This window comes from Pedobacter terrestris, assembly GCF_052343045.1.
GTDB lineage: Bacteria > Bacteroidota > Bacteroidia > Sphingobacteriales > Sphingobacteriaceae > Pedobacter.
Genome location: NZ_CP180264.1, coordinates 4,749,073 through 4,772,415 on the forward strand (window position 1 = coordinate 4,749,073; position 23,343 = coordinate 4,772,415).

General features: G+C 37.8%; 24 protein-coding genes. 9 read left to right on the forward strand and 15 right to left on the reverse strand.

Annotation, left to right across the window (positions count from 1 at the left end; translation table 11 throughout):
* Positions 1–8: 8 nt before the first annotated feature.
* On the forward strand, positions 9–2,378 hold the full coding sequence (locus ACJVDH_RS20375) for a phosphocholine-specific phospholipase C (RefSeq protein ID WP_443945246.1): 2,370 nt from the start codon (positions 9–11) through the stop codon (positions 2,376–2,378).
* Positions 2,379–2,413: 35 nt separating this feature from the next.
* Here ACJVDH_RS20375 and ACJVDH_RS20380 read toward each other — a convergent pair whose 3' ends face one another.
* Both ACJVDH_RS20380 and ACJVDH_RS20385 read right to left on the reverse strand, forming a co-directional pair.
* Positions 2,414–2,983 (reverse strand): DUF2911 domain-containing protein, encoded by a 570-nt coding sequence (locus ACJVDH_RS20380; protein ID WP_443945247.1) that lies wholly within the window; start codon positions 2,981–2,983, stop codon positions 2,414–2,416.
* Between the two features lie 59 nt (positions 2,984–3,042).
* Entirely contained in the window at positions 3,043–3,228 is a 186-nt protein-coding gene (locus ACJVDH_RS20385; RefSeq protein WP_443945248.1) for a hypothetical protein, read from the reverse strand.
* A gap of 314 nt (positions 3,229–3,542) precedes the next feature.
* On the opposite strand from ACJVDH_RS20385, the gene ACJVDH_RS20390 reads away from it, so the two are divergent.
* The 5 genes from ACJVDH_RS20390 (at position 3,543) to ACJVDH_RS20410 (ending at position 10,934) form a co-directional block, all read left to right on the forward strand.
* Complete coding sequence (locus ACJVDH_RS20390; RefSeq protein ID WP_443945249.1) at positions 3,543–4,169, forward strand: TetR/AcrR family transcriptional regulator; 627 nt, start codon at positions 3,543–3,545, stop codon at positions 4,167–4,169.
* On the forward strand, positions 4,166–5,485 hold the full coding sequence (locus tag ACJVDH_RS20395) for a TolC family protein (RefSeq protein ID WP_443945250.1): 1,320 nt from the start codon (positions 4,166–4,168) through the stop codon (positions 5,483–5,485). The genes ACJVDH_RS20390 and ACJVDH_RS20395 overlap by 4 nt, the downstream gene beginning before the upstream one ends.
* Before the next feature lie 8 nt (positions 5,486–5,493).
* On the forward strand, positions 5,494–6,531 hold the full coding sequence (locus ACJVDH_RS20400; RefSeq protein ID WP_443945251.1) for an HlyD family secretion protein: 1,038 nt from the start codon (positions 5,494–5,496) through the stop codon (positions 6,529–6,531).
* A gap of 8 nt (positions 6,532–6,539) precedes the next feature.
* The gene (locus ACJVDH_RS20405) at positions 6,540–8,087 is read left to right on the forward strand and encodes a DHA2 family efflux MFS transporter permease subunit (protein ID WP_443945252.1); all 1,548 of its coding nucleotides are present in this window, start codon (positions 6,540–6,542) and stop codon (positions 8,085–8,087) included.
* 261 nt (positions 8,088–8,348) lie between these two features.
* Positions 8,349–10,934: a phosphoenolpyruvate carboxylase gene (locus ACJVDH_RS20410; protein WP_443945253.1), complete on the forward strand. Its 2,586-nt coding sequence runs from the start codon at positions 8,349–8,351 to the stop codon at positions 10,932–10,934.
* Between the two features lie 223 nt (positions 10,935–11,157).
* Here ACJVDH_RS20410 and ACJVDH_RS20415 read toward each other — a convergent pair whose 3' ends face one another.
* The 5 genes from ACJVDH_RS20415 to ACJVDH_RS20435 all read right to left on the reverse strand — a co-directional run bounded on the left by ACJVDH_RS20415 (position 11,158) and on the right by ACJVDH_RS20435 (position 16,227).
* Positions 11,158–11,406, reverse strand: coding sequence for a DUF6952 family protein (locus tag ACJVDH_RS20415; RefSeq protein ID WP_443945254.1), 249 nt, complete (start codon positions 11,404–11,406; stop codon positions 11,158–11,160).
* On the reverse strand, positions 11,406–11,714 hold the full coding sequence (locus ACJVDH_RS20420) for a thioredoxin family protein (RefSeq protein ID WP_443945255.1): 309 nt from the start codon (positions 11,712–11,714) through the stop codon (positions 11,406–11,408). Before ACJVDH_RS20420 ends, ACJVDH_RS20415 begins: the two co-directional genes overlap by 1 nt.
* A gap of 14 nt (positions 11,715–11,728) precedes the next feature.
* Positions 11,729–12,361 (reverse strand): peroxiredoxin, encoded by a 633-nt coding sequence (locus tag ACJVDH_RS20425; protein WP_443945256.1) that lies wholly within the window; start codon positions 12,359–12,361, stop codon positions 11,729–11,731.
* A gap of 215 nt (positions 12,362–12,576) precedes the next feature.
* Entirely contained in the window at positions 12,577–14,955 is a 2,379-nt protein-coding gene (locus ACJVDH_RS20430; RefSeq protein ID WP_443945257.1) for a prolyl oligopeptidase family serine peptidase, read from the reverse strand.
* Between the two features lie 81 nt (positions 14,956–15,036).
* Positions 15,037–16,227, reverse strand: a complete 1,191-nt coding sequence (locus ACJVDH_RS20435; protein ID WP_443945258.1) for a hypothetical protein — start codon at positions 16,225–16,227, stop codon at positions 15,037–15,039.
* 151 nt (positions 16,228–16,378) lie between these two features.
* Between ACJVDH_RS20435 and ACJVDH_RS20440 the strand changes: the two genes are divergently transcribed.
* Positions 16,379–16,903 (forward strand): YfiT family bacillithiol transferase, encoded by a 525-nt coding sequence (locus tag ACJVDH_RS20440; RefSeq protein WP_443945259.1) that lies wholly within the window; start codon positions 16,379–16,381, stop codon positions 16,901–16,903.
* Here the strand turns inward: ACJVDH_RS20440 and ACJVDH_RS20445 are convergent, their stop codons facing one another.
* From ACJVDH_RS20445 to ACJVDH_RS20475, 7 genes are all read right to left on the reverse strand, one after another.
* Positions 16,904–17,626, reverse strand: a complete 723-nt coding sequence (locus tag ACJVDH_RS20445; protein WP_443945260.1) for a heavy-metal-associated domain-containing protein — start codon at positions 17,624–17,626, stop codon at positions 16,904–16,906.
* 100 nt (positions 17,627–17,726) lie between these two features.
* Positions 17,727–18,554 carry a 4,5-DOPA dioxygenase extradiol gene (ygiD, locus tag ACJVDH_RS20450; RefSeq protein WP_443945261.1) on the reverse strand — a complete coding sequence of 276 codons (828 nt, stop codon included), beginning with the start codon at positions 18,552–18,554 and terminating at the stop codon, positions 17,727–17,729.
* A 105-nt stretch (positions 18,555–18,659) separates the two neighbouring features.
* Positions 18,660–19,199: a helix-turn-helix domain-containing protein gene (locus ACJVDH_RS20455; protein ID WP_443945262.1), complete on the reverse strand. Its 540-nt coding sequence runs from the start codon at positions 19,197–19,199 to the stop codon at positions 18,660–18,662.
* Between the two features lie 20 nt (positions 19,200–19,219).
* On the reverse strand, positions 19,220–19,723 hold the full coding sequence (locus ACJVDH_RS20460) for a DUF3347 domain-containing protein (protein ID WP_443945263.1): 504 nt from the start codon (positions 19,721–19,723) through the stop codon (positions 19,220–19,222).
* Between the two features lie 5 nt (positions 19,724–19,728).
* Positions 19,729–20,544, reverse strand: coding sequence for a hypothetical protein (locus tag ACJVDH_RS20465; RefSeq protein ID WP_443945264.1), 816 nt, complete (start codon positions 20,542–20,544; stop codon positions 19,729–19,731).
* A complete protein-coding gene (locus tag ACJVDH_RS20470) occupies positions 20,544–21,080 on the reverse strand; it encodes a heavy-metal-associated domain-containing protein (protein ID WP_443945265.1) in 537 nt (178 codons plus the stop codon). The genes ACJVDH_RS20465 and ACJVDH_RS20470 overlap by 1 nt, the downstream gene beginning before the upstream one ends.
* 121 nt (positions 21,081–21,201) lie before the next feature.
* Positions 21,202–21,603: an HYC_CC_PP family protein gene (locus tag ACJVDH_RS20475; RefSeq protein ID WP_443945266.1), complete on the reverse strand. Its 402-nt coding sequence runs from the start codon at positions 21,601–21,603 to the stop codon at positions 21,202–21,204.
* An 86-nt stretch (positions 21,604–21,689) separates the two neighbouring features.
* Here ACJVDH_RS20475 and ACJVDH_RS20480 point away from each other — a divergent pair, with 86 nt between their 5' ends.
* Together ACJVDH_RS20480 and ACJVDH_RS20485 are read left to right on the forward strand one after the other, a co-directional pair.
* Positions 21,690–22,406 carry a peptidylprolyl isomerase gene (locus ACJVDH_RS20480; protein WP_443945267.1) on the forward strand — a complete coding sequence of 239 codons (717 nt, stop codon included), beginning with the start codon at positions 21,690–21,692 and terminating at the stop codon, positions 22,404–22,406.
* 2 nt (positions 22,407–22,408) lie between these two features.
* Positions 22,409–23,176: an exodeoxyribonuclease III gene (locus tag ACJVDH_RS20485; RefSeq protein ID WP_443945268.1), complete on the forward strand. Its 768-nt coding sequence runs from the start codon at positions 22,409–22,411 to the stop codon at positions 23,174–23,176.
* A gap of 3 nt (positions 23,177–23,179) precedes the next feature.
* Here the strand turns inward: ACJVDH_RS20485 and ACJVDH_RS20490 are convergent, their stop codons facing one another.
* Positions 23,180–23,338, reverse strand: coding sequence for a hypothetical protein (locus ACJVDH_RS20490; protein WP_443945269.1), 159 nt, complete (start codon positions 23,336–23,338; stop codon positions 23,180–23,182).
* Between the last annotated feature and the right edge of the window lie 5 nt (positions 23,339–23,343).

Here is a 23,343-nt window from a genome sequence, read left to right on the forward strand (position 1 = left end):
TTAAAACCATGAACTCACGCAGAGATTTTTTAAAAAAAGCGGCCGTTTTGGCCGGATCGGCCGGTGCAAGCAGTGTGCTTTCTACATCGGTCTTAAAAGCTATGGCCATTAATCCCGATCCGGGAACATCATTTTATGATGCCGAGCATATTGTTTTTCTGATGCAGGAGAACCGATCTTTCGATCATATGTTCGGGAAAATGAAAGGTGTTAGAGGATTTAATGATCCACATCCGCACATTCAACCCGATGGAAATAAAGTTTGGTTACAAAAAGATTTGCAAGGCTACACGTATGCTCCGTTCCATGTTGATATCAATAAAACTAAAATAACCTGGCAGGGCGGTTTGCCACATTCGTGGAACGATCAGGTTGCAGCCAGAAACGGCGGGCGATACGACAAATGGTTGCCCGTTAAAACACCGATGACACTTGCGCATTATGATAGAAACGATATTCCGTTCTATTACGGTCTTGCCGATGCTTTTACCATTTGCGATCAGCATTTTTGCTCTTCATTAACCGGAACTACACCCAACCGTTTGTTTTTCTTTACTGGTACAATTCGGGGCGAGAAAAGTGAGAATAAGGTTGCAGTGGTAAATAACGATCAGGCAGAATCGCAGAATAACGTTTTTGTAGATTGGCCAACTTTTCCGGAATTGCTTGAAGATAATGGAGTAGATTGGCGTATTTACCAGAATGAACTTTGGACGTCCAAATTGCCTGAAGGCGATGTAGACGATTGGTTAGGCAATTATGGAGATAATCCAATAGAATATGTAAGCAGACACCAGGTAAAACTGTCTGCGTACTTTAGAAAAAATGGCGATCATACGGTTAAACCTGCATTAACAGCAAAAGAAGTTCAGGCTAAATATGATCAACTTTCGCAAAGAGAGAAAAATCTTATTGATAAAGCATTTACAACAAATATTAGTCAGCCCGATTATTTGGAATTGGCACCTTTTACATTTACCAACGATAGGGGAAAGGAAGAAACGATACAGTTGCCAAAAGGCGATATTTTTCACCAGTTTCGCAAAGATGTAAATGAAGGGAAATTGCCAACGGTATCTTGGTTGGTTGCTCCACAGCGTTTTTCTGATCATACCAGTTCGCCATTATACGGAACCTGGTACGTGAGTGAAGCATTGGATATTCTAACGCAAAATCCAGAGGTTTGGAAGAAAACTATTTTCGTACTTACGTATGATGAAAATGATGGTTATTTCGATCATCAACCACCTTTTGTAGTGCCAAATCCGCTGGATAAGGACTCTGGAAAAGTATCAGAAGGCATAAACTATTCTACCGATTTTGAAAATGGAAAAGGCAGTCCAATTGGTTTGGGCTATCGCGTTCCATTAATTGTAGCATCTCCGTGGAGCAAAGGCGGTTTTGTAAATTCGCAGGTTTTTGACCATACATCGTCTTTAATGTTTATGGAAAAATGGCTTGAAAAGAAAACCGGTAAAAAAATCAGAAGCAATAATATAAGCGACTGGAGAAGAGAAATGTGTGGCGATCTTACTTCTGTTTTTAGGCACTACAATAATGATAAAATTACCAGCCCAGAACCGCTGATGCGTAATAAAGTGGTTTCTGATATTGCTAATGCCAAAAGCAAACCTGCACAAATAGGACCGGTGGCATTAAACAAAATCGAAATTGGCAAAATAAATACGCTGGATGCATTTGCAAGCAATCAAAGTATTTATATGCCAAAGCAAGAGTTAGGAACTAAGTATGCATGTGCGCTCCCTTATCATTTATTGGTTGATGTAGAACTCAAAGGAAAAAAAGTTGCCCTTCGTTACGAGGCTATAAAAAATACTTTTGGCAATGCACAAGAAAATGTCGGCGCACCATTTAACATGTACACCAATAAAAAATTTAAAGGTGTAAACGGAAAGGTTTGGGCGTATGGCGTAAAAGCTGGTACCGTTCTTCGGGATGAGATTTCGCTGGAAGATTTTGACGATGAAATTTATGATTTCGAGATTAATGGCCCTAATGGATTTTATCGGTATTTTGCCGGATCTATAAAAAATCCTTCTGTTGTGATTAAGGTTTATCCAGAACAAAGCGGTTTAGTTGCAAAAAAAAATTCTGGGAATTTGATTTGCAGTTTTGAAAATCTGGGGCAAGCAGATCTTATTTTTCAGGTAAAAGACAATGCCTATAAAAATGCATTGAAAGAGATCCGCGTGAAAGCAAAATCTAAGGTTGCACATAAAATGGATCTCGTTGCAAATAGCAATTGGTATGATTTCTCTATAAAAGTTAATGGCAACAAGAGTTATTTAAACCGCTACGCCGGAAAGGTGGATACTGGAGAAATTACCCAAACAGACCCATTTATGGGCGGAGTATAAAAAGTAAAAGCGCTCTTACAAGCGCTTTTACTTTTTTAAAACGTGATTGGCAATTCTACCATGGTTTTATCCCAACCTATTAGTAAAAAAGCACCAACATCTCTTTGAGTAAAAGTGATGGAAAAAGATTCTAATGGCTTAGCCATTGTTTTAACGGGTACGTTTACACGTACAATATCCCTGGATTGATCATAAGTAAATGCGCCCCATCTATCGGTTTGGCTACTTACAATAATTGTCCAGATATCGTTGTTTGGAATCGCAAATAAGCTATATCTGCCGGGTTTTATCTTCTTGCCGCCAATACTAACTTTCTGGAAGAATTGAATATCGGTACTTTCATTTGCGCCCAATCGCCAAACTTTTCCAAATTGTTCCAGTACACCAAAAATTTCTCTTCCTTTTTTTTGCGGACGAGAGTAAACTACTTTAATAATCGGAGCTTTCCAATCTTCCGCTTTTGCTTTCGCTGCGTTTAAAGGAAAGTAAACAATATCTGCCGGACTTGAATCTACAGCCGGCCATTTGAGTTCTGTTGGGATGGCTTGCTGAGCCTTTGCGCCAAAGCACAATGCAACGAAAACAAAAATGAATAGGTTTTTCATTTGTTTCGAATTAAATAAAATCCCGATTTGGGATTTCGCATCAAATAGGTTGATTTCGATTAGTATTTTCTGCCTTTTACAATGGCATTAAGGAACAATCCTGCGGTTAATAATCCTAAAACACCACCAAGCAAGGCGAAGATATAATTTTGTGTAATTATCGCTCCGGTTAAAATACCGAAGAATAATCCTAAAGCATAATAAAGCCAGTTGAAGTTATTGTTGCTGTTTTCTTGTGCATTCATGTTATTATAATTTGCCGACAAAGTTAATATTTATTTTAAGTTTTACCGGATAAAGGCAAGGTTTACTAGAATTATTTAGAAAATTAGTTTCAGACAACGTTGTATTGGTATTCGGAACATCAAATCAATTTCTAAAATACTTTGCTTTAAGTAAAACGATTGCTAGGTGATACAGATCAATTCCTAATAAAGAATGAAGATTTGGTGAAGTTTTGTAACTATAGATCATTATTTATCAAACAAATGTAAAAGAAGGTAAAAAACATTTGGATATTAATCAATCGTTTGATTAATTTTGTACGGTCAAATAAGAAATGAAAACAGAAAAGATAGATAAAAGACAAGCCATTTTAGAAGCTGCTGAGAAACTGTTTTGTGAAACAGGATACGAAGGTACGTCTACGCGTCAGATTGCCAAAGAATCTGGAGCGAACATGGCGATGATTAATTACTATTTCGGATCGAAGGAAGGTGTTTTTATGGAAATCATGACCAGCCGCATTGCAGGATTTACTTCTCAGTTGAGAATCATCAACGAGGATAAGGTTTCTGCATTAGAAAAACTCCACAAAGTGATTGAGGGCTATGCAAATAGAATTTTCACGAACATCGCTTTTCATAAGATGATGCATCGTGAGCTTTCTCTATCTCAAAGACCGGAAATGTACGATAAGATTAAAGATGCGATGAGCCACAATATGGTTGTGATTGATGAAATTATTGAGGATGGAATAGAAGAAGGTAACTTTAATTCTGTTGATGTCAGAATGCTGATTTCAACCATTTTCGGAACCATAACCAATGTGGTAATTTCTCCTCATAAAGTACTTCCAAATTCTACCTTAAACATAGAAGATCCGAAAGACAAGAAAATTATCAAAGATCGCGTCATCGCGTATTTACAGGATTTAACAACAGTTTATTTAACAACAAAAAGATGATACCCAAATCAATTAGATTAATGCTTGCGGCATCATTAGTCCCAGCAACTTTATTTGCCCAGAGTTCAAAGGAACTAAATATCACTCAAGCAATAGAACTCGGCATCGCCAACAGTAAAAATCTGAAGCTTTCGCAGAATAAAATCGATCAGGCGGTGGCAAAACTTGAAGTCGTGAAAGACAATGCTTTACCTACAGCTTCGGCCAGTTTTATTTACAACCACGCAGAAATTCCAACAAACCATTTTAGCCTGGGTGGTGATGCATCTACATTTAATTTACCAAAACGTGCCGATGCATTTATTGGAACAGCTGCAGTACAAGAACTTGTATATGGTGGTGGTAAACTTAAATATGCTAAAGAATCAACAAAATTACTTGCAGAAGTTTCTCGTTTAGATGCCGATAAAAGTAAAGAAGAAGTAACTTATGCTGTAATCAATACATATTATGCACTGTATAAAGTGCTTCAAAGTAGAAAGGTAGTTGATCAGAATCTGGAATCAATTGCTGCACAGATTAAACAGGCACAACGGTTTTTCGATCAGGGTATCGTAACCAAAAACGATGTTTTGCGTTTTCAGCTTCAGCAGGCAAACGTAAAGCTGACCCAAATGGATATTGAAAGCAACCGCAAAGTGATCAATTATAACCTTGATATCTTACTGGGCTTGCCTGAAGATACTGAAGTTAAAATTTCTGATCCGGATGTAGCTGGCAGAACAGCTGGTCCGCTGGCGGATTATATTAATCTGGCTTTGGCAAACCGCCAGGAATTGAAACAATTGGATGTACAGGATAAAGTCGCAGATTACAATGTAAAATCTATCAAGGCAAATACTTTACCAACAGTTGGTGTGGGCGCAAATCTCTATTACATTAACCCAAGCGGCAATTTTATCCCTCCGGTAAATCAATATCTTTTACCTGTTACTGTAGGCGCAACGGTTTCATGGAACTTTGGAAATTTATGGACAAATAAAAACAAGGTAAATGAAGCTAAAGTACAGCAGAAAGAAATCACTTTGCAGAAAGATATTTTATCAGACCAGGTTAAAACAGACATTAATAAAAATTTCCAGAGCTATCAGGTAGCGGTAGATAAAATCCAGGTATTGGAAACTTCAATTGCACAGGCAACGGAAAACGATAGATTATTGGCTTCCAAGTATAAAAACAATGTGGCATCTGTTACAGATAGAATTGATGCAGAAACATTGCTTTATCAAGCAAAAATCAACTTAGAAATTGCTAAAGCAGACGCTGGTTTGGCATATTATACTTTATTAAAATCAACAGGAAAAATAACGCAATAAATACGGCAATGACAACTGAAAAGAAAAAGAAAAATATAGTAGTACCTATTATTCTGGGTGTTTTACTAGTAATTGGTGCAATTTTCGGCATCACAGAGTGGAATTATTACAGTAAACACGTAGATACGGATGATGCTCAGATTGATGGAGATATCAGCCCTGTTGTTGCGCGTGTTAGTGGTTATGTTCAGGATATAAAATTTGAAGAAAATACACATGTACAAGATGGTCAGCTTTTAGTTAAGCTTGATGACAATGATTTCAAAGTTAAATTAGAGCAGGCACAAGCCGGAGAAAAAGGCGCAAATGCAGGAGTTGGTGTAACGCAATCGCAAATTATTGCCACACAAGCCAATACAAGTACAGCAAAAGCAAATGTGGATGCTGCTCGTGTAAAACTAAATCTTGCACAAAAAGATTTCGATCGTTATGCAAACCTGATTAAAGATGGTTCTATTACGCAACAAGCTTATGATCAGGCTAAAGCGTCTAAAGAATCTGCTCAGGCAGCTTATCAGGCGGCAAAAGATCAATATACTGCTGCAGTTAAACAAGTTGGAACAAGCCAGTCTCAATTGGCAGTAAGTAGCAATGTAATCAGTCAGCGCCAAAGCGATATCGATTTTGCTAAACTTCAGCTTTCATATACAGAAATTAAAGCACCAGCATCTGGTATTGTATCTAAGAAAAATGTACAGAAAGGACAATTGGTTCAAGCAGGTCAATCTTTGTTTTCAATTGTAAATGACGGTAGTATTTACGTTACGGCAAACTTTAAAGAAACCCAATTGGAGAAAATCAAAGAAGGTTCTAAAGTAGAAATTGAAGTGGATGCTTATCCAAATGAAAAAATTGAAGGAGAGGTGTATAATTTTTCACCAATTACAGGTGCAAAAGGTTCTTTATTGCCGCCAGATAACGCAACAGGTAACTTCGTAAAAGTTGTTCAACGTATTCCGGTAAAAATCAAAATTCATCCATCGAAAGAGATGCTTGCAAAATTACGCCCAGGCATGAGCGTTCAGGCATCTGTTTCAACTAATTAAAAAATAAAATGGCCGAAGTAGGTTTAAAAAAGTGGGTTATTACTTTTACCGTGATCACAGCTTCACTGTTGGAGCTGATTGATACTACGATTGTGAACGTTGCAATTCCACAAATACAGGGAAATCTGGGCGCAACCCTTGAGGATGTTGCCTGGCTTTCTACCGGCTATGCGGTAGCAAACGTTATCGTATTGCCGATGTCTGGCTGGTTGGGAAACCGATTTGGCCGTAAAAATTACTTTCTTACCTCCATTATTGTATTTACGCTTGTTTCTTTTCTTTGCGGAAACGCGACTTCCCTTGGTGAACTTGTTTTGTTCAGGATTATACAGGGGTTAGCCGGCGGTGGTTTAATTTCTACTGCACAAGCCATCTTAATAGAAACCTGGCCACGCGAAGATGTAGGTATTGCTACTGCTTTGTTTGGTTTAGGTGCAGTAGTTGGACCAACTGTAGGCCCAACAATTGGTGGATACATTTTGGATATCAGTTCTTGGCCGTGGATTTTTTACGTGAATATTCCCGTCGGAATACTGGCCGCCTACTGTACATATTCGTTCGTCAAGGCGACTCCGAAGGAAGGGCAGGGTCAACCTGTCGACTGGTGGGGAATCGCGTTGCTGGCTGTAGCAGTAGGTAGTTTACAAACTGTTTTAGAAAAAGGCGAAAGTGAAGATTGGTTCGCTACGCCTTATATTACCGCTCTAGCTGTAGCTTCTGTTGTGGGTTTGCTACTGTTTATCTGGAGAGAAACCACTACCGATCACCCGATCGTGAACTTCAAAATCATGCGCCACAGAAGCTTTTCTGTAGGTATGGTCACTTCGTTTGTTTTGGGTTTCGGTTTATATGGATCGGTATTCGTATTTCCGGTATTCTGTCAGAATTTGCTGGGCTTTTCGCCACTGCAAACCGGAGAGCTTTTATTTCCGGGCGGTTTATGTACGATTATTATGATGCCTTTTATTGGTATTATGCTTAAAAAAGGTGTTCCGGCGCAGTTTATGGCAACAGGAGGAATGTTTTTATTCTTTGTTTTCTGTTGGATGCTGAGCAACTCTACCTTACAATCCGGAACCGGCGATTTCTTTTTGCCGTTGGTGATTCGCGGTATTGGTATGGCACTTTTATTTGTGCCTTTAACCACACTTGCTATTCAGGATTTGAAAGGCCCGGAAATTGGTCAAGGATCAGGATTAAACAACATGATGCGCCAATTAGGAGGTTCATTTGGTATTGCGGCTTTAACAACATTAATCCACGTGCGCCAAGGTTTGCACAGAAGTAATCTTTTGGTAAATGTAAATGAATACAACCCCGCATTTACGGAGCGTTTCAATATTCTGATTAAAGGATTTATGGCTAAAGGACAAAGCTATATTGACGCGCAACACATGGCATTAAAAGCGATGGAAGGTTTAATTACCAGACAAACTATGTTGCTCACTTATGATGATGCATATTGGGTTGCAGGTTTAATTATGCTGTTTTCTATACCTCTTTTATATTTGCAGAAATTTAAGAAAAATGCAAATATTCCTACAGATGTCCATTAATATTGGCAAGGAAATCACTCAACAATTGTTAAAAAACAAAACGGCCTATCTATTTTATTAGATCGGCCGTTTTAACCCAAAAAATTAACAATCAATGCAATGCCCTTAAACATTGCATATGTTCTTACTCAGGTAAGAAATACCCAAATAAGATTCTAAAATTAATTTTTTTTGTACAATTATCCAAATTGTAAGCAATAGAATTTTAATACCTTAGGCATTTTTTGTAGTATTACCTTATACAAAAACAATGATTAGATCATGCCTAAACTTCGTTTAACAACACAACGAGAATCTATTTTCAACAATGAGGTTATCTCAAAATTTGAACTTTTTAACAGCCTGTTTCTTACACTCCCTTTTTATAAGATTAAAGATACCGGAACTTTGCTGCCGCTTTTTTTTAAGAGTTGCGAAGAAGGTATTAAACAAGGCCAGACTCCGGCTCAGGTAATAGAAGAGTTTTTTAAAAAATATACCAGTTATACAGAACGAAAAGATATTGTAGACTTATTGTTTCGTTTTATCCAGTATATTGAACGCCAGGTTGTACTTTTTGATGCTATTGAAGATGCATCTTTCTCCAAATTGAATACAACAGATGAGCAAAGTACGCTTGCCTTTATTCTGAACAAAAATTCGGATAATAAAACAATGCTTGGAAAAATAGAAAAGCTCATTGATGATTTATCTCTACGTTTGGTTTTAACGGCACACCCAACGCAGTTTTATCCGGGCAGTGTGTTGGCAATTATTACCGATTTGACCCGGGCAATTAAAGAAAACGACATTACAACCGTAAACTCTTTATTGCAACAGTTAGGAAAAACACCTTTTTTCAATAAAAAATCACCAACACCGGTAGATGAGGCTTTAAACTTAGCCTGGTTTCTGGAAAATGTATTTTATTTTGCGGCCGCAAATATCCAGGCAGAAATTGATCAGAATCTGGATGAATACAATCTTGAAACAAAAAAAATCCTTGAACTTGGTTTTTGGCCGGGCGGCGATAGAGACGGAAACCCGAATATACATGTAGAAACCACATTAGAGGTTTCAAAAATGTTAAGGCAGATTTTGTTTAGGTGTTACTACCGCGATTTCAGAGTGATCAAACGTCGCGTTACATTTAGAGGTGTAGAAGAAAATATTGCTAAACTGCAGGAAGTATTGTATAAAAATGCTTTTGATGAAACGGTAGAAATTGAGGAAATTTCTGAATCGTTGAAGGAAAACCTCAACAAAATAAAAGTAACATTACTTAACGAACATGAAGGTTTATTTGTGGATTTGGTGAATGATCTGATCCGAAAAATTGATTTGTTCGGCAATTATTTTGCGTCATTGGATATTCGTCAGGATAGTCGCGTATTGCGGAAGGTACACGCATATTGCCGACAGAATAAGCCTATTTCATCTCTATATCCGGGAAACTATGATCAGTTATCTGAAGCAGAAAAGGTCAAACAAATTTCATTTAAAGAAGCGACAATCAACTACGCAACAGAAGCAGATGATCTGGTAAGTGATACCATTAAAACCATAAAGGAAATTAAAGGTATACAGCAGCGTAATGGCGAAAAAGCGTGCCATCGATTTATCATCAGTAACTGTCAGCAAGCGAGTGATATTCTTCAATTAATAGAATTATTCTTGTGGAATGGTTGGAGTAAAGATGCTTTAACGATCGATTTTGTGCCGCTATTTGAAACGGTAAACGATTTAAAAGTGGCTGCAGATGTCATGGATACGCTGTATAGTAATCCATTTTATAAAGCGCATCTGGCATCAAGAGGAAACAAACAGGATATTATGTTGGGTTTCTCAGACAGTACCAAAGATGGCGGTTATTTAATGGCAAACTGGTCTATCTTTAACGGCAAAACATCACTCACAGAAATTTCAAATAAACACAATATCCAGCTGGCATTTTTTGACGGACGTGGTGGCCCGCCTGCACGTGGCGGAGGTAAAACCCATCGTTTTTATGCTTCTATGGGTAAAGAGATTGCAAACAAAAACATTCAGCTTACTATTCAAGGACAAACCATCAGTTCTCAATACGGTTCTGTAGAAAGTGCGGAATTTAACATTGAACAATTGATTAATGCGGGAATTTCTGCGGGTTTAAAAGAAAAGCACAACATTCTGCTGGATGCAGATAACAAATCGCTTTTAGACAATATGGCGGGTGATGCCTACAAAGCTTTTGTAGACTTGCGCGAGCATCCGCTCTTTGTGGCTTATCTGGAAAAATTGTCTCCGCTGAAATTGCTTTCTCAGGCAAATATCAGTAGTCGCCCGGTGAAAAGAAATGGCGGTGGTGAGATGAAACTGGAAGATTTACGCGCCATTAGTTTTGTAACTGCATGGAGTATGTTGAAACAAAATGTTCCGGGATTTTACGGAATGGGAACAGCACTAAAAAACCAGGAGAAAGCAGGCAATTGGGAAAAGGTAATAAAGGTTTATCAAGAATCTGATTATTTGCGCACCATTGTAGACAACTGTATGATGAGCATGAGCAAATCAGATTTTACCATAACTGCGCACTTGGCCAGCGACAAAGAATTTGGTGCGTTTTGGGTGCAGCTGCATGATGAATTTGAATTGGCAAAGGAAATGCTTTTAAAGCTCTCCGGACAAGAAAGTCTTATGGCTAACTATCCGGTAGATAAAAAATCTATCGCAACGCGAGAGCGCATTATTTTGCCTTTGGTACTGATTCAGCATTTTGCATTAGAGAAATTGCTGCACGATCATAATGAAAAAGATCAAAATGCTTTGGAAAAGCTGGCAGTTAGAACAGTTTTTGGTATTGTAAATGCAGGCAGAAACTTAGCCTAAGAGAACGATATTTCAAAAAATCCGTTATTCCGAACAACGGCGGTGGGTTGTGGAGGTGTGTAAAGCAATCTGTCTAATTAGAAATATAGTGTTAGCATTAAAGATTGCTTCCCCGAAAAGTTGGGGCAGGCTGTGGTTCCTCTTCATTTTGAAGAAGTATTTTAAAAACAAAAAGACCTTTGCACTTGTGCAAAGGTCTTTTAAAATTAGCTCGAACTCTATATTATCGATCAATTGAACCCATTACCTTTTGCCCGAAAGCGTTTAAGGCATCACGCTCTGGCGTTCCATCTTTCACCATTTGATGAACTTCAAGGGCGCCGCAAATGTTCGTAATCAATTCTCCAGCAACATCAACGTCGGTTTCGCTAACACCTCTAAATTCGCAAAAAGCTTCTAAAACTTCCAACGTAGCTTCAAGTTGCTCTGGCGTTGTGCTTTGGAAAAATTGTCTGATAACTGGAATTTTCATTACTTAATTTTATTAAAAAGTTCAACTAAACCTTCTTGTTTGTTGGTTTGCACCTGATCTACCAGGTTTCCACCTTCAAAAGCTGCAAAGGTTGGCAAATTATCAACATTTGCAAATTTGCGTGAATTAGGTAGTTTCTCAGCATCAACAATCAAGAATGCTACATCTTCATTTTCTGCAGCCAGTTTTTTAAATTTTGGTTTCATGATTCTGCAATTGCCACACCAAGATGCCGCATATTGAACCATAACCTTACTGTTATCCGCTAAATATTGTTGAAGATTATCTTCTGTTAATTCTAAAAACATAAGTTTTAATTTAGTTAGTTTGCACTTAAATATTCAGCAACACCAGCTCTGTTTGCATTCATTGCTTCTTTACCTTCTTCCCAGTTTGCAGGGCAAACTTCGCCATGTTTTTGAACGTGTGCATATGCATCAATCAGACGTAAATATTCTTTAACGTTTCTACCCAAAGGCATATCGTTTACACTTTCGTGGAATACTTTACCTGTTTCATCGATCAAATAAGTTGCTCTATAAGTAACGTTTGAACCTGCGAACACTTCGTTTCCTTCTTCGTCATAAGAAACTTCCTGATCCAAAATATCTAAAAGACCAGCCAATTGTCTGTGTGTATCTGCAAGAATTGGATACGTTACACCTTCAATACCGCCATTATCTTTAGCTGTATTTAACCAAGCGAAATGAACTTCATTGGTATCGCAAGATGCGCCAATTACAATTGTATTTCTTTGATCAAACTCAGGTAATGCAGCCTGGAAAGCATGAAGCTCTGTTGGGCAAACGAAAGTAAAATCTTTAGGGTACCAGAACAATAACACTTTTTTGTTTTTGTTAACTGCTTCTTCAAATACATTGATTTTCAAGTCATCACCCATGTCTGACATTGCATCAATACTAACGTTCGGGAATTTTTTACCTACTATTGCCATGATTAATTATCTTTTTTTTCTTGGTGCAAAGGTACGTCTAAAACCCACCACAAACAACCCAATAGAAGTAATTATCAATCGTTAATATTGATGCTTGTATAGATAAAAACTATACTTAAATTTTAAAATATAAATATGACTTATCTTTATGATAACAGTTTGAAGTACAGTTTTGATAATATTTTCAATCTTTTGGCCAGCGTTTAAAAGCAGGTTTATGGCTTCAAAGTGTTTTCGTAAAGTTGAAAAATGCGTTTGTACTCATCTGTCCAGCTGCTCGGTTCAACAAAACCGTGGTCTTCAACAGGGTAAACAGCAAGTTCCCAGTTGTTTTTTCCAAGTTCTATAAACCGCTGACTTAAACGCACAATATCCTGAAAATGGACATTCACATCGACCATTCCGTGTGCCATCAGTAGGTTTCCTTTAAGTTTATCTGCAAAATTGATCGGCGAACTTTGTTTATAAGCAATCGGATCATTAAAAGGTTCATTTAAAATGTTAGATGTATAACCGTGGTTGTAATGTGCCCAATCTGTTACGGAACGCAAAGCCGCGCCACTCGTAAATACATCGGAAGCATTAAACATGGCCATCAAAGTCATAAAGCCTCCATAAGAACCTCCATACATGCCTACATGCTTAGGGTTTACACCATAATTTTCCACGAGGAATTTTACTCCGTCAATTTGGTCTGTTAAATCTTTTCCCCCCATATGTCTGTATATACCAGTACGGTGGTCTCTTCCATAACCAGAACTGCCTGTATAGTCAATATCGATTACCGTGTAGCCGTTATCTGCCAGTAAATTGTTGAACATATATTCGCGGAAATACGTACTCCAGCCGAAATGTACATTTTGCAAATAGCCGGCACCATGCACAAAAACAACTGCCGGATGGTTTTTGTCTGGATTTTGCGATTTATATACTCTTGCATATACATCGATACCATCACGATTTTTAAACGTAACCATGTCAGGCTCGCGCCATTTATAAGAATTAAATTCTGCAGATGTAGATTGGGTAATTTTTACAGGCTTTGCTCCGGGTTTATTTGCTTGTAAATACAATTCGTTAGGCTTATTCATGAATGAATAGTTTATGGCGAGATATTTCTCATCAGGAGAAAGCGTAATCTCGTTTAAGCCTTTCATGTTAGTGATCTGGTTGATTTGGCCGCCATTTACAGATACCTTAAAATAATTGGTAATTCCGGGATGTTCTTTATTCGCAGTGAAGTAAAAGGTGCTTTTATCTTTTGAAAGTTTTAAAGTTTGTACTTCCCATTTTCCGGATGTGAATTGTTTTTTTTCGCCGGTAGAGATATTTGCTACATAAAGATGCGAATAGCCCGTGGCTTCACTCTGATAATAAAATCTATCATTATCAATCCATCCTACATTTCCGGAATAATAACCTCCAATTCCGGGTCCGCCGATCCATGCTTCATCGCGCTGGCGATCAATTAATGAAAGTGAACCAGAAACAGCATCCAATTTAAGAATCCAACGGTCTTTATTGTCTGATGAAAAAGCAACAATTACGGCGCGTTTTCCATCTTCACTCCAAATTGGCGCATTTAGATTTACGTTACGGTCGGCATTTTTCTTTTTTGCTTCTTCTAAAGGTTTAGGATAATCTTTCAGATAATCCGGCAGATCTTTAATTCCCGGAATACTGGCCGTGTTAATTTTATAAACCGTATCTCGTTGCGTATCGTAAATAAAGTTTTCACTGGTATTTTCTGTTTCTCCAACTTTTGCACGCGTTGGAATATCTTCTGTATAACCAGAGGCTGTAACGTAATTGGGTACAATGGTATTGTGGTTCTGAGCGGCTGTTGTAAGCTTGTAGGAAATGAAACGCGCATCCGGACTGATCACAATTCCATTAAGAAACTTGTCTTCTGTTGGAAGCTCTTTAAGTGCTTTTTCATCAGAAGCAGCGGCAAACCGATTTCGGCCTGTGCGGTTTCCACGTGTACCTTCTGAATTTCGTTTTTTTATAATATCGAATAGATCAGATTGTTCTGTTTTGAGCCATTTGTCTTGTTCTGTTACCGCTTTACTTTCTGGTTTTCCGGTTTTTTTACCCTTGGTAAAATTGGTTACTTGTTTGGTTTCTGCCGTTCTCAGATCCAGAATGTAAACGTTATCTCCTTTTTGGTAAGAAATCTTTCCATTGGCTAAAAACGTCGGATTACTTTCCCGTTCCATCGTATTCGTTAAACGGGTTTCTACATTCTTTTTAAAATCTTTCAGGTATATATCGCCGCTTTTTTCGCTCAGGCCCAAAGATTGATTTTGATTGTAGAGGTAAATTGGCGAAATATTTTTTTCGTCCTCCTTTTCTGCAGCTTTAACGGGTTTGGATGATGTAGATGCAACTTTGTACAAATCCTCCTTTGGTTTTCCTTCCGGATTCCAGTTGAAGTAGAGTGTTTTACTGTCTGCACTCCATCTGAAACCAGTAGGAGAGATGCCCATCCATTTCGGATCGCGCATAATTTTTTCTACAGTTAAAGGAGCGAGTTGTTGTGCAAAAGCGTAAGAACTGCCAGACAGCAGTAAAAATAGTATATATTTCTTCATGAATTTTAGCTTAGGATAGTGCAATTTAGATATTGCAACAGCTTTTTTCATAAGGAAATGGAAATGTTACAACATTACTGCTTAACGTAAAACCTTGCCGGTTTTATCAACGTTTACAATATCAAAAGGTTTAAGATATTCATTGGCAATAACTGCAAATTCTCTGCGCGTTAACGTTTTTTTAAGATCGAAAACAGAGTGAAATTTATATGCCTTTTGCCATTTCTTTTCAAGTTCGGTTTTTGTGGCTTCTACAGATTTATTTCCGACATAACAAACCATGGAAATTGCGTTTTCTAGATTTATTGGAACATCCTGATGGTCGTCAAACCAAATTTGTGCCTTATAATAATAGTCTTTAATGGGTTGTTTAATTTCTGCATAGTTTACGGGAAGATCTGGATTAAAGAAAAGATTCTGGCTTTTTTCTTCGCATTTAAGGACTCCTGTTAAACAGATTTTTTGAATTGCCAGCCAGTTTGAATCGATCGGACGAATATCCTCAATTGGAAAAAGTGATGATTTAAAACTCAGTAGTTCGCCCTGTACGCGTTTCAAATTCACTTCACTTATTTTTACTTTGAAAAAAGCGGAGTATGCTGCAACAGCGCCGGCCGATTGTCCTATTTGAAAATCCACCGGATCAATGTACAGTAGATTTTCTTGTGCGGGTATAAACAAATCATATAAAGACACTACGGATGCAGTTCCAGAAAAAGCACCAACAGAAGTTCTGTAAATATTGTTCTTATAATCAACTGAAGTTTTTTTTATAGGTTTTAAGTCTGCCAATTCAAGCGATGAAAGAAATTGCGCTGATTGTGCGGCAGCAAAAATTAAAGCTTTTGCTCTTATTTTCCTGTCTTTTGAAAGCCGCAATTCCCAACCGCTGCCAGATCTTTTTAACTCGGTAAAAGGCAAATTGTTGATGACTTTAAAAAGCTTGGAACTATCAGACCAGTCGCTTAAAATGGCATTAATCCTTTGTTTGTTCATTTCCGGTAAAGAAACCGAATCGGCAATTTTGAGTGATTTTCGAGCTTGTTTCTCGAAAGCTTTTAAAATACCATTATCGTTTATTTTTTCTAATTCGTGAATATCAAAGCCATCTTTTTGCGTTAAAACTAAAGCCTTTACGCCCGATTCTGCAGCTTGTATGCCTGCCGCAAACGCACTATTGCCATTTCCCAGAATCAATAAGTCCGTTTTAATTGTCTGCGCAATGAGAATAGATGGAAACAAAAGTGCTAAACCTAAAAACAAACCTTTCATTCGAGTATTTTAAAATATGTTGCAATATGGTTTAATTGCGTGGTATTTTAATGCATGTGAAGGTTTAAATCTGTTAAATTGAACAAAAAGACCAATCGCATTTTACGCATTTATTTATATTCGTACATCAGCAAACATTGTTATTATAGTTATGGATTTAGAAAATCTTAAATATCCTATCGGGAAATTCGTCATGCCCGAAAAATTTGATCAAGAGCAGGCATTAACCTGGATTTCTGAGATAGAAAATTTACCTGTGCAGATTAAAAGCGCTGTTCAAAACAGATCGGATGAAGAATTGAATGTTGTTTACCGGCCTGGCGGTTGGACACTAAGGCAGGTTATTCATCATCTTCCAGACAGCCACATCAATGCGTACATTCGTTTTAAGCAAGCCTTAACAGAGGATGTTCCGGTAATTCGTCCTTATTTTGAAGAACGCTGGGCAGAAACAGAGGAAGCCAAACATGGCGATGTCGAAATGTCTATCGAATTATTATCCGGATTACACAAAAGATGGACTGCATTTTTAAAAACGCTAAAGCCGGAAGATTACCAGCGGCGGTACACTCATCCGGCTTTAGGCGAAGAACTTACTTTGGCGTACATGCTTGGAAATTATGCCTGGCATGGCAAACACCATCTGGCACATATAACCAATACATTAAAACGCTAATTACATCATTATGAGCATTGCAGCGCTCATAGCAATCATTAATGCATCTTCTACAATGGTTACTGTACTCATTGGCAGGTTAAAAACCGCACCTAAGCATGCGCACTGAATTTTCTTTTTGTTCAGCACACTTTCCAATACACCTAAAATTGACACGGTCATCACCACCAATGTTACCCAATTTACAATTACCGGAGAAACGTTGAAAGCAAAGCTAAGGCCTAAGCCAAGTTCTATAAAAGCATAAATGTATCCCCAGGCATTAAATTTTTTAGCAACAATATCATACATCGCGTAGCTTTCTGCAAAAGCTTTCAAATTGAGCATTTTGAAAAAAGAAAAGACAAGGAAAAAACCAGCCATAAAGACGCGCATAAAGAGCATAAAATTCATAGCGTCACCTTGCCAGGATGCAATTAAAGAAACTGCTGTAACATAGGCGAAAATTAATAAAATAGGCTTGTATGTCGCTACCCATGATTTGCTTTCAGAAGGCATTGAAAGTTCCGATTCACTAGCGCTGATTTGATATTTGCTGTCTGCGCCGCCTAAAGCGGTTTGTAAGCTTTGCAATGAAATGTGTTTTTCCATTCCAATTGTGGCAGAGTTGGTATCTTTTGAAACTTCTACAGAAGTTACATCGGGCAAAAGGAGTAAATTATTTTTTACTTTATTTTCGCAACCTCCGCATGTCATTCCGGTAAGTTGATAAGTGTGTGTCATAGCTGTATTTTTTTCAAAATTAACAGCTTTTGCTGCCAATAGTGTTATAGAATATCCATAAAGATTTACAACATTTCAGAAAAAGTATAACCGATAAAACTTAAGCGCCAATTAACACAGAAGTCATCGTTAATGATCCACCAACGGCCTTATCATTAAAGAATGAAATTTCTTCTTTGTCTTTTTTCATTCCGAGCGAATAAATCAGCGGTAAATAATGTTCTGGCGTTGGTATAGCCAACATGGCTTCTTGTCCGAGATTTCTGTAATCTATTAAAGGTTTGTGATCGCCATTGGCGATTAAATTTTTAAATGTATTGTTGATGTCAATTGCCCAATCATAACCACCGCCATGAATCATTTGCCAGTTTAACATGCGTAGATTATGAACCATATTGCCACTTCCAAGCACTAAAATGCCTTTTTTCCGAAGTGCATAAATTTCTTGCGCAATCTCGTAATGTTCTTGTGGCGATTTAGTATAATCTATACTTAATTGCAAAACCGGAATATTGGCTTCCGGATACATGTGCCGCACTACAGTCCACGATCCGTGGTCCAAACCCCAATCATGATCCAATCCTACAGATGTAGAATGAATCATTTGCGGAATTTGCGCCGCGAGTTCTGGATTACCGGGCGCAGGATATTGTACATCAAATAATGCTTGCGGGAAACCGCCAAAATCGTGTATGGTTGTTGGTAGATCCATTGCCGTAATAAAAGTGCCGTGGGTATACCAATGTGCAGAGACGACCAAAACAGCCTTCGGAGTCGGTATTTTTCTTCCCAGTTCCGACCAACTTTCACTAAATTCATTTTGCTCAATACCATTCATCGGTGAGCCGTGGCCAATAAAAAGCGCGGGCATTAACTCCGTTTGAGGTAAACCCTGCGTAAAACTCCTGAATTGCGATAGTGCTGACATAATTTCGCGTTGCGATAGTTTATTTATCTAAACAACGTATACAAAAGTAGGAATTGAGCATTTTTTGCCGCTTAACGTATGATAAGAAAAGAGAACAGCTCGTCGTCAAATCTCGTCAAGTGTTTTGCGTGTTTCAATTGTTTTTGCTTTGTATTGTGAAGGCGTGACTCCGGTTACCTTTTTAAATTGCGAAGACAAGTGTGCAACACTGCTGTAATTGAGTTGATAAGCAATTTCGCTCAGGTTCAGTTCGCCATAAGTGATCATTTCCTTTACGCGTTCTACTTTTTGAGCAATGAAGTATTTTTCTATCGTTTGTTCTTCTGTTTCTGAAAATGCTGAAGTTAAAGCATTGTATTCCAGGTTTAGTTTTTCGCTTAGAAAAGCAGACAAATTTACTTTTAGCGGTTGTGGATTGTAGTGAACGAGATCTACAATTGCCGATTTTATCTGCCCGGTAATTTGTGCTTTTTTATCTTCCAGTAATTTAAAACCAAAAGTACTGAGGCGAGCATCAATTTGTAATTTTTCTTCTGTCGATGGATTTTCTTTAATAGAAACTTCGCCGAGATCAACCGATAAAGGGGTAAGGCCAAGTTTTTCCAACTCGGCCTTTACCACCATTTTACAACGGTTGCATACCATATTTTTAATATGCAGAATCATTATTTCGATGCGATGGTTTCTGAAACATCACCGCACTCAAACATCATACTGCCATAATATGGGTTTTCTATGTTTTCTTTTTCATTTAACCAGCTTGCTTTTGCCATTGGACAATGCTGTACATAAACGGTGTTGTTATTGAATTTAATGTTTCTAATCGTTTTAATCATTGCAGAAGAAATCAGTTCGAATGCTTTACGCTGTACTTTAATGTCGTTGGTCCCTGCAAGTTCTGCAGCTTTGCTTTTAATAATACTTGCTTGTTCCATCCAGATTTTATGCTGATCTGCCGAGAGTTCATTGTGTGGCACAGCATTTACCTTTTCTGTTAAAACTTTAACTTTGTCTATCGCTACATCTTTTTTGTCTGATGCAAGCGCATTTTTTACATCGTAATATCCGGTTAAAACCTGGTTTAAGGCTACATCTGTTTTGCTTTGTGCAAATGCGATTGCCGTACCGGTAATGGTAATTAATGCAATTAAGCTTAATATCTTTTTCATGTGTCTTATTTTAATACGTTAAAAAAATTAAATTCTGCCCTTAATAGGTACATGTTTTTGGTGTATCTGTTTTCAATATTTCCAAAAGTTTGGAACCTATAGCCCAGATCAATACGGGTTTGGCTATTGATAATCATTTGAATGGCCGGCGCAATATCCATATACGATTGTCCGGTTGATGGATCTGTTTTGCCAAGCAACTCTAGGTAAACATTGAAATTTGGTTCTTTGTAACTCTTATATACAAAAGGCAAAACCAAATATCCGGAAGACAGGCTATATGAAAACATGTTGTTTGGTTGTGGCATGCCGACAATCTGTTTGTCTGCATCTTTAAAAGCATGCGCATAACCTAAAGTTGCAGACAAAGCCAATTTATGCAACAATTGCGTAAAAACCAATCCACCTTGTATGCCGCTGTTATCGCCTTCTAAGTTAATATCCCGTGTAAAGGTTGGCCTTTTACTGGTGCTAATTCTCCCAAAAGCGGCCGCTCTAAAATGACTTTGTGCTTCATCCAGAGAAAGAAAACGGTATTTGGCATATAAGCTTCCGCCTTCCAATCTGTATTTACCATCCATATCAGATAGAAAAGCCTGTCCGTGCATCATAAAGTTTTTATTGAAGCCAAACATGATTTCCGGAATAGTTCTGCTTACAAAATCGGGGTTATTGAACATGCCTTCATTTGTTAAGCGTATACCAACAGATTTTGTAGGCATATTGCTTGCCGGCTCACTAAACACATATAATTCTTGCGCAGAAACCCAATGTATTGCACTGAATATCATCAGTGCAATTGCTAGAATGCGTTTTGCCATTAAGAAATTGTTACGTGGTAAATGCGGGTTTTTTTCCCATTCACAGTGCCCACTCCGCTTGCATATGCATCAGAATTGACAGATGGAGCTTGCTTTTTAAATGCAGAACCAGAGATAAAATCTTTGTCAATTATACTGACTTTGGTGGGGCCGTTTAGCGTTTTACTTTTTGCATTTACGAAACGATATACGCTATTACCAATTAACGCCTGGCCTTTATCGTCAACTTTTACTTGGTCAAAATCAAAATTTGCAACCAATCCGCCAACAGAAAAACCCGCGTCTTGCACTTTTTTGCGCACCATATCCAGATTGATATCTGCACCTTTTTTAAAGGTAAGAACGAAGATGTTTTTATTAAGATCTGGTTTAACTGAGCTGATAAAACCCAGCGTTTCTAATGATTTTTGTGTTGCATTTGAGCACATAGAACAGGTTAATCCGGTTACCTGTAAGTCTGCCGTTGAGATTTGTTGTGCTGATACTTTTACGGCAAAAAGCAACATAATAATGCTGAAAATTTTTAGTGTTTTCATGATTTTTAGGATATAAATTAGGGAAATTGACCTCGGTGAGGTCCATTATTTTTCTTTTGGAAAAGCCGAAAAATCGGTTTTCCATTAGCAGTCTTTTCCAAATGAAAAGTGCCAGAAAATCCTAATTTCTAAAAATACAGTTGAAGATATGAATGGCAACCTTGGGGCTAATTGGTGGTGCCTTGTTGAGGATTTTGCTCGAAAAATCAGATCCGATATTTTGAAAAAAACTGAAAGATGGCAATTGGAAGAAAAGCTGCATCGAAAAAAGCTTCGGTAATTTTATCTGCGCTTCGCTTTGATGGCTGTCTTTAACTTTTAAACTAACTTTCGTGTTTTTACAACATCCGTCGTCTTTTTTTTGGGCAGGAATATCTTTACAGAATTTGCAAGTTACTTCATTGCTGAAAAGTTTAACGTTCTCTAATTTCCCGCCACAAAAATGTAAACTCAGCGCAACGCCAATAACACTAACCGTATAAAATACGGCTAAAGCAAGGGCTATTTTTTGTCTGAGCTTCATTTTACAAAGGTAAAGGAAAAAAAAATTAAATTGCGCCCAAAATTATATGTTGAATTTCATTTTTGTTTGAACAGCCGAAATCTGATATGAAAAAACTCCTCTTAGCTTGTATTCTCTTCGCCACGTTGTCGGTTTCTGCCGCAAAGCCAAAACATCAATATGTGCGTATAAAAACCACTTTTGGCGCGTGTATTATCATGTTGTATAATGAAACACCATTACATAGAGATAATTTTTTAAAGTTGGTTAAAAGCGGTTTCTACAACGGTACATTATTTCATCGTGTAATAAAAGATTTTATGATTCAGGGAGGAGATCCCGATTCTAAAAAAGCAATGCCAGATTCGTTATTGGGCGAAGGTGATGTTGGGTACACCATTCCGGCGGAGTTTCGCGATAGCTTATTTCATAAAAAAGGAGTTTTGGCCGCTGCGCGCGATAATAATCCTGAAAAAGCATCCAGCGGATGTCAGTTTTACCTAGTTCAAGGGAAAGTTTTTACAGATGAGCAGTTGAATAGCCTCGAAGAGAAACGGTTAAAATTTAAAATTCCGGAATGGCAACGTGCTGTTTATAAAACCCAAGGCGGAACGCCACATTTGGATCGTAATTATACTGTTTATGGAGAAATTGTTGAAGGAATTGCTATGGTAGACAGCATTGCTGTGGTAGCGAAAAACAGCCAGGATAGACCGCTGACAGATGTGAAAATGGAAGTTTCTTTGTTAAAAAAGCGAGAAGCGAAGAAGCTGGAGAAACAGCGTATTCAACAATTGTTTAAGCAAAAACTTATCTCAAATTAACAATGAAAATTATATCCTACAACGTTAATGGAATACGTGCAGCAAGTACAAAGAATTTTTTTGGCTGGTTGCAAGCAACCAATGCAGATATGGTTTGTTTGCAGGAAATTAAAGCATCGCCGGTACAGATTCCGGAAATTATTGCTTTGGTAGAGCAACTGGGCTATCATCATTATTGGTTTCCGGCACAAAAAAAGGGATATTCTGGCGTTGCTATTCTCAGCAAAATAAAACCAAACCATGTAGAGTTTGGCTGCGGCGAAGATTGGATAGATGACGAAGGACGAATTTTACGCGCAGATTTTGACGATTTTTCTCTAATGAGTTTATATATGCCTTCTGGTTCAAGTGGGGAAGAGCGGCAAATGAAAAAGTATGAATTTATGCGGTTTTTTGATGTTTATATTGCTGAGTTAAGAACCGAAATTCCCAATCTAATTGTTAGCGGAGATTATAATATATGCCATACGGCGATGGATATTCACAATCCAAAATCGAACGCAAATTCATCTGGTTTCCTTCCGCAGGAAAGAGAATGGATGCAACTGTTTTTGGATAATGGATTTATTGATGCGTTCAGGCATTTTAATCAAGATCCTCACCATTACACCTGGTGGAGCTACCGTTCTGGCGCACGGGGTAAAAATTTGGGTTGGCGTATTGATTACCATTTGGCTACGCGGCCAATGGAAGCGCGGTTGAAAAGCGTTAAGATATTACCAGATGCAATTCATTCTGATCATTGTCCGGTTTTGCTTGAGTTGGTTTAGATTTTACAAATGATCTTGTTCAAACTGCTCGCCAGCTTTAATCATCAGTTCAATTTGTTTTTTATCTGCGCTAGTTAGCTCTTCCTTTTCCTGAAGTTCAAATAGCGCAATCATGTTTTCTTCGTATTGTTTTTCTGTTTTGATAACGATTTCGTTTCCCATGATTG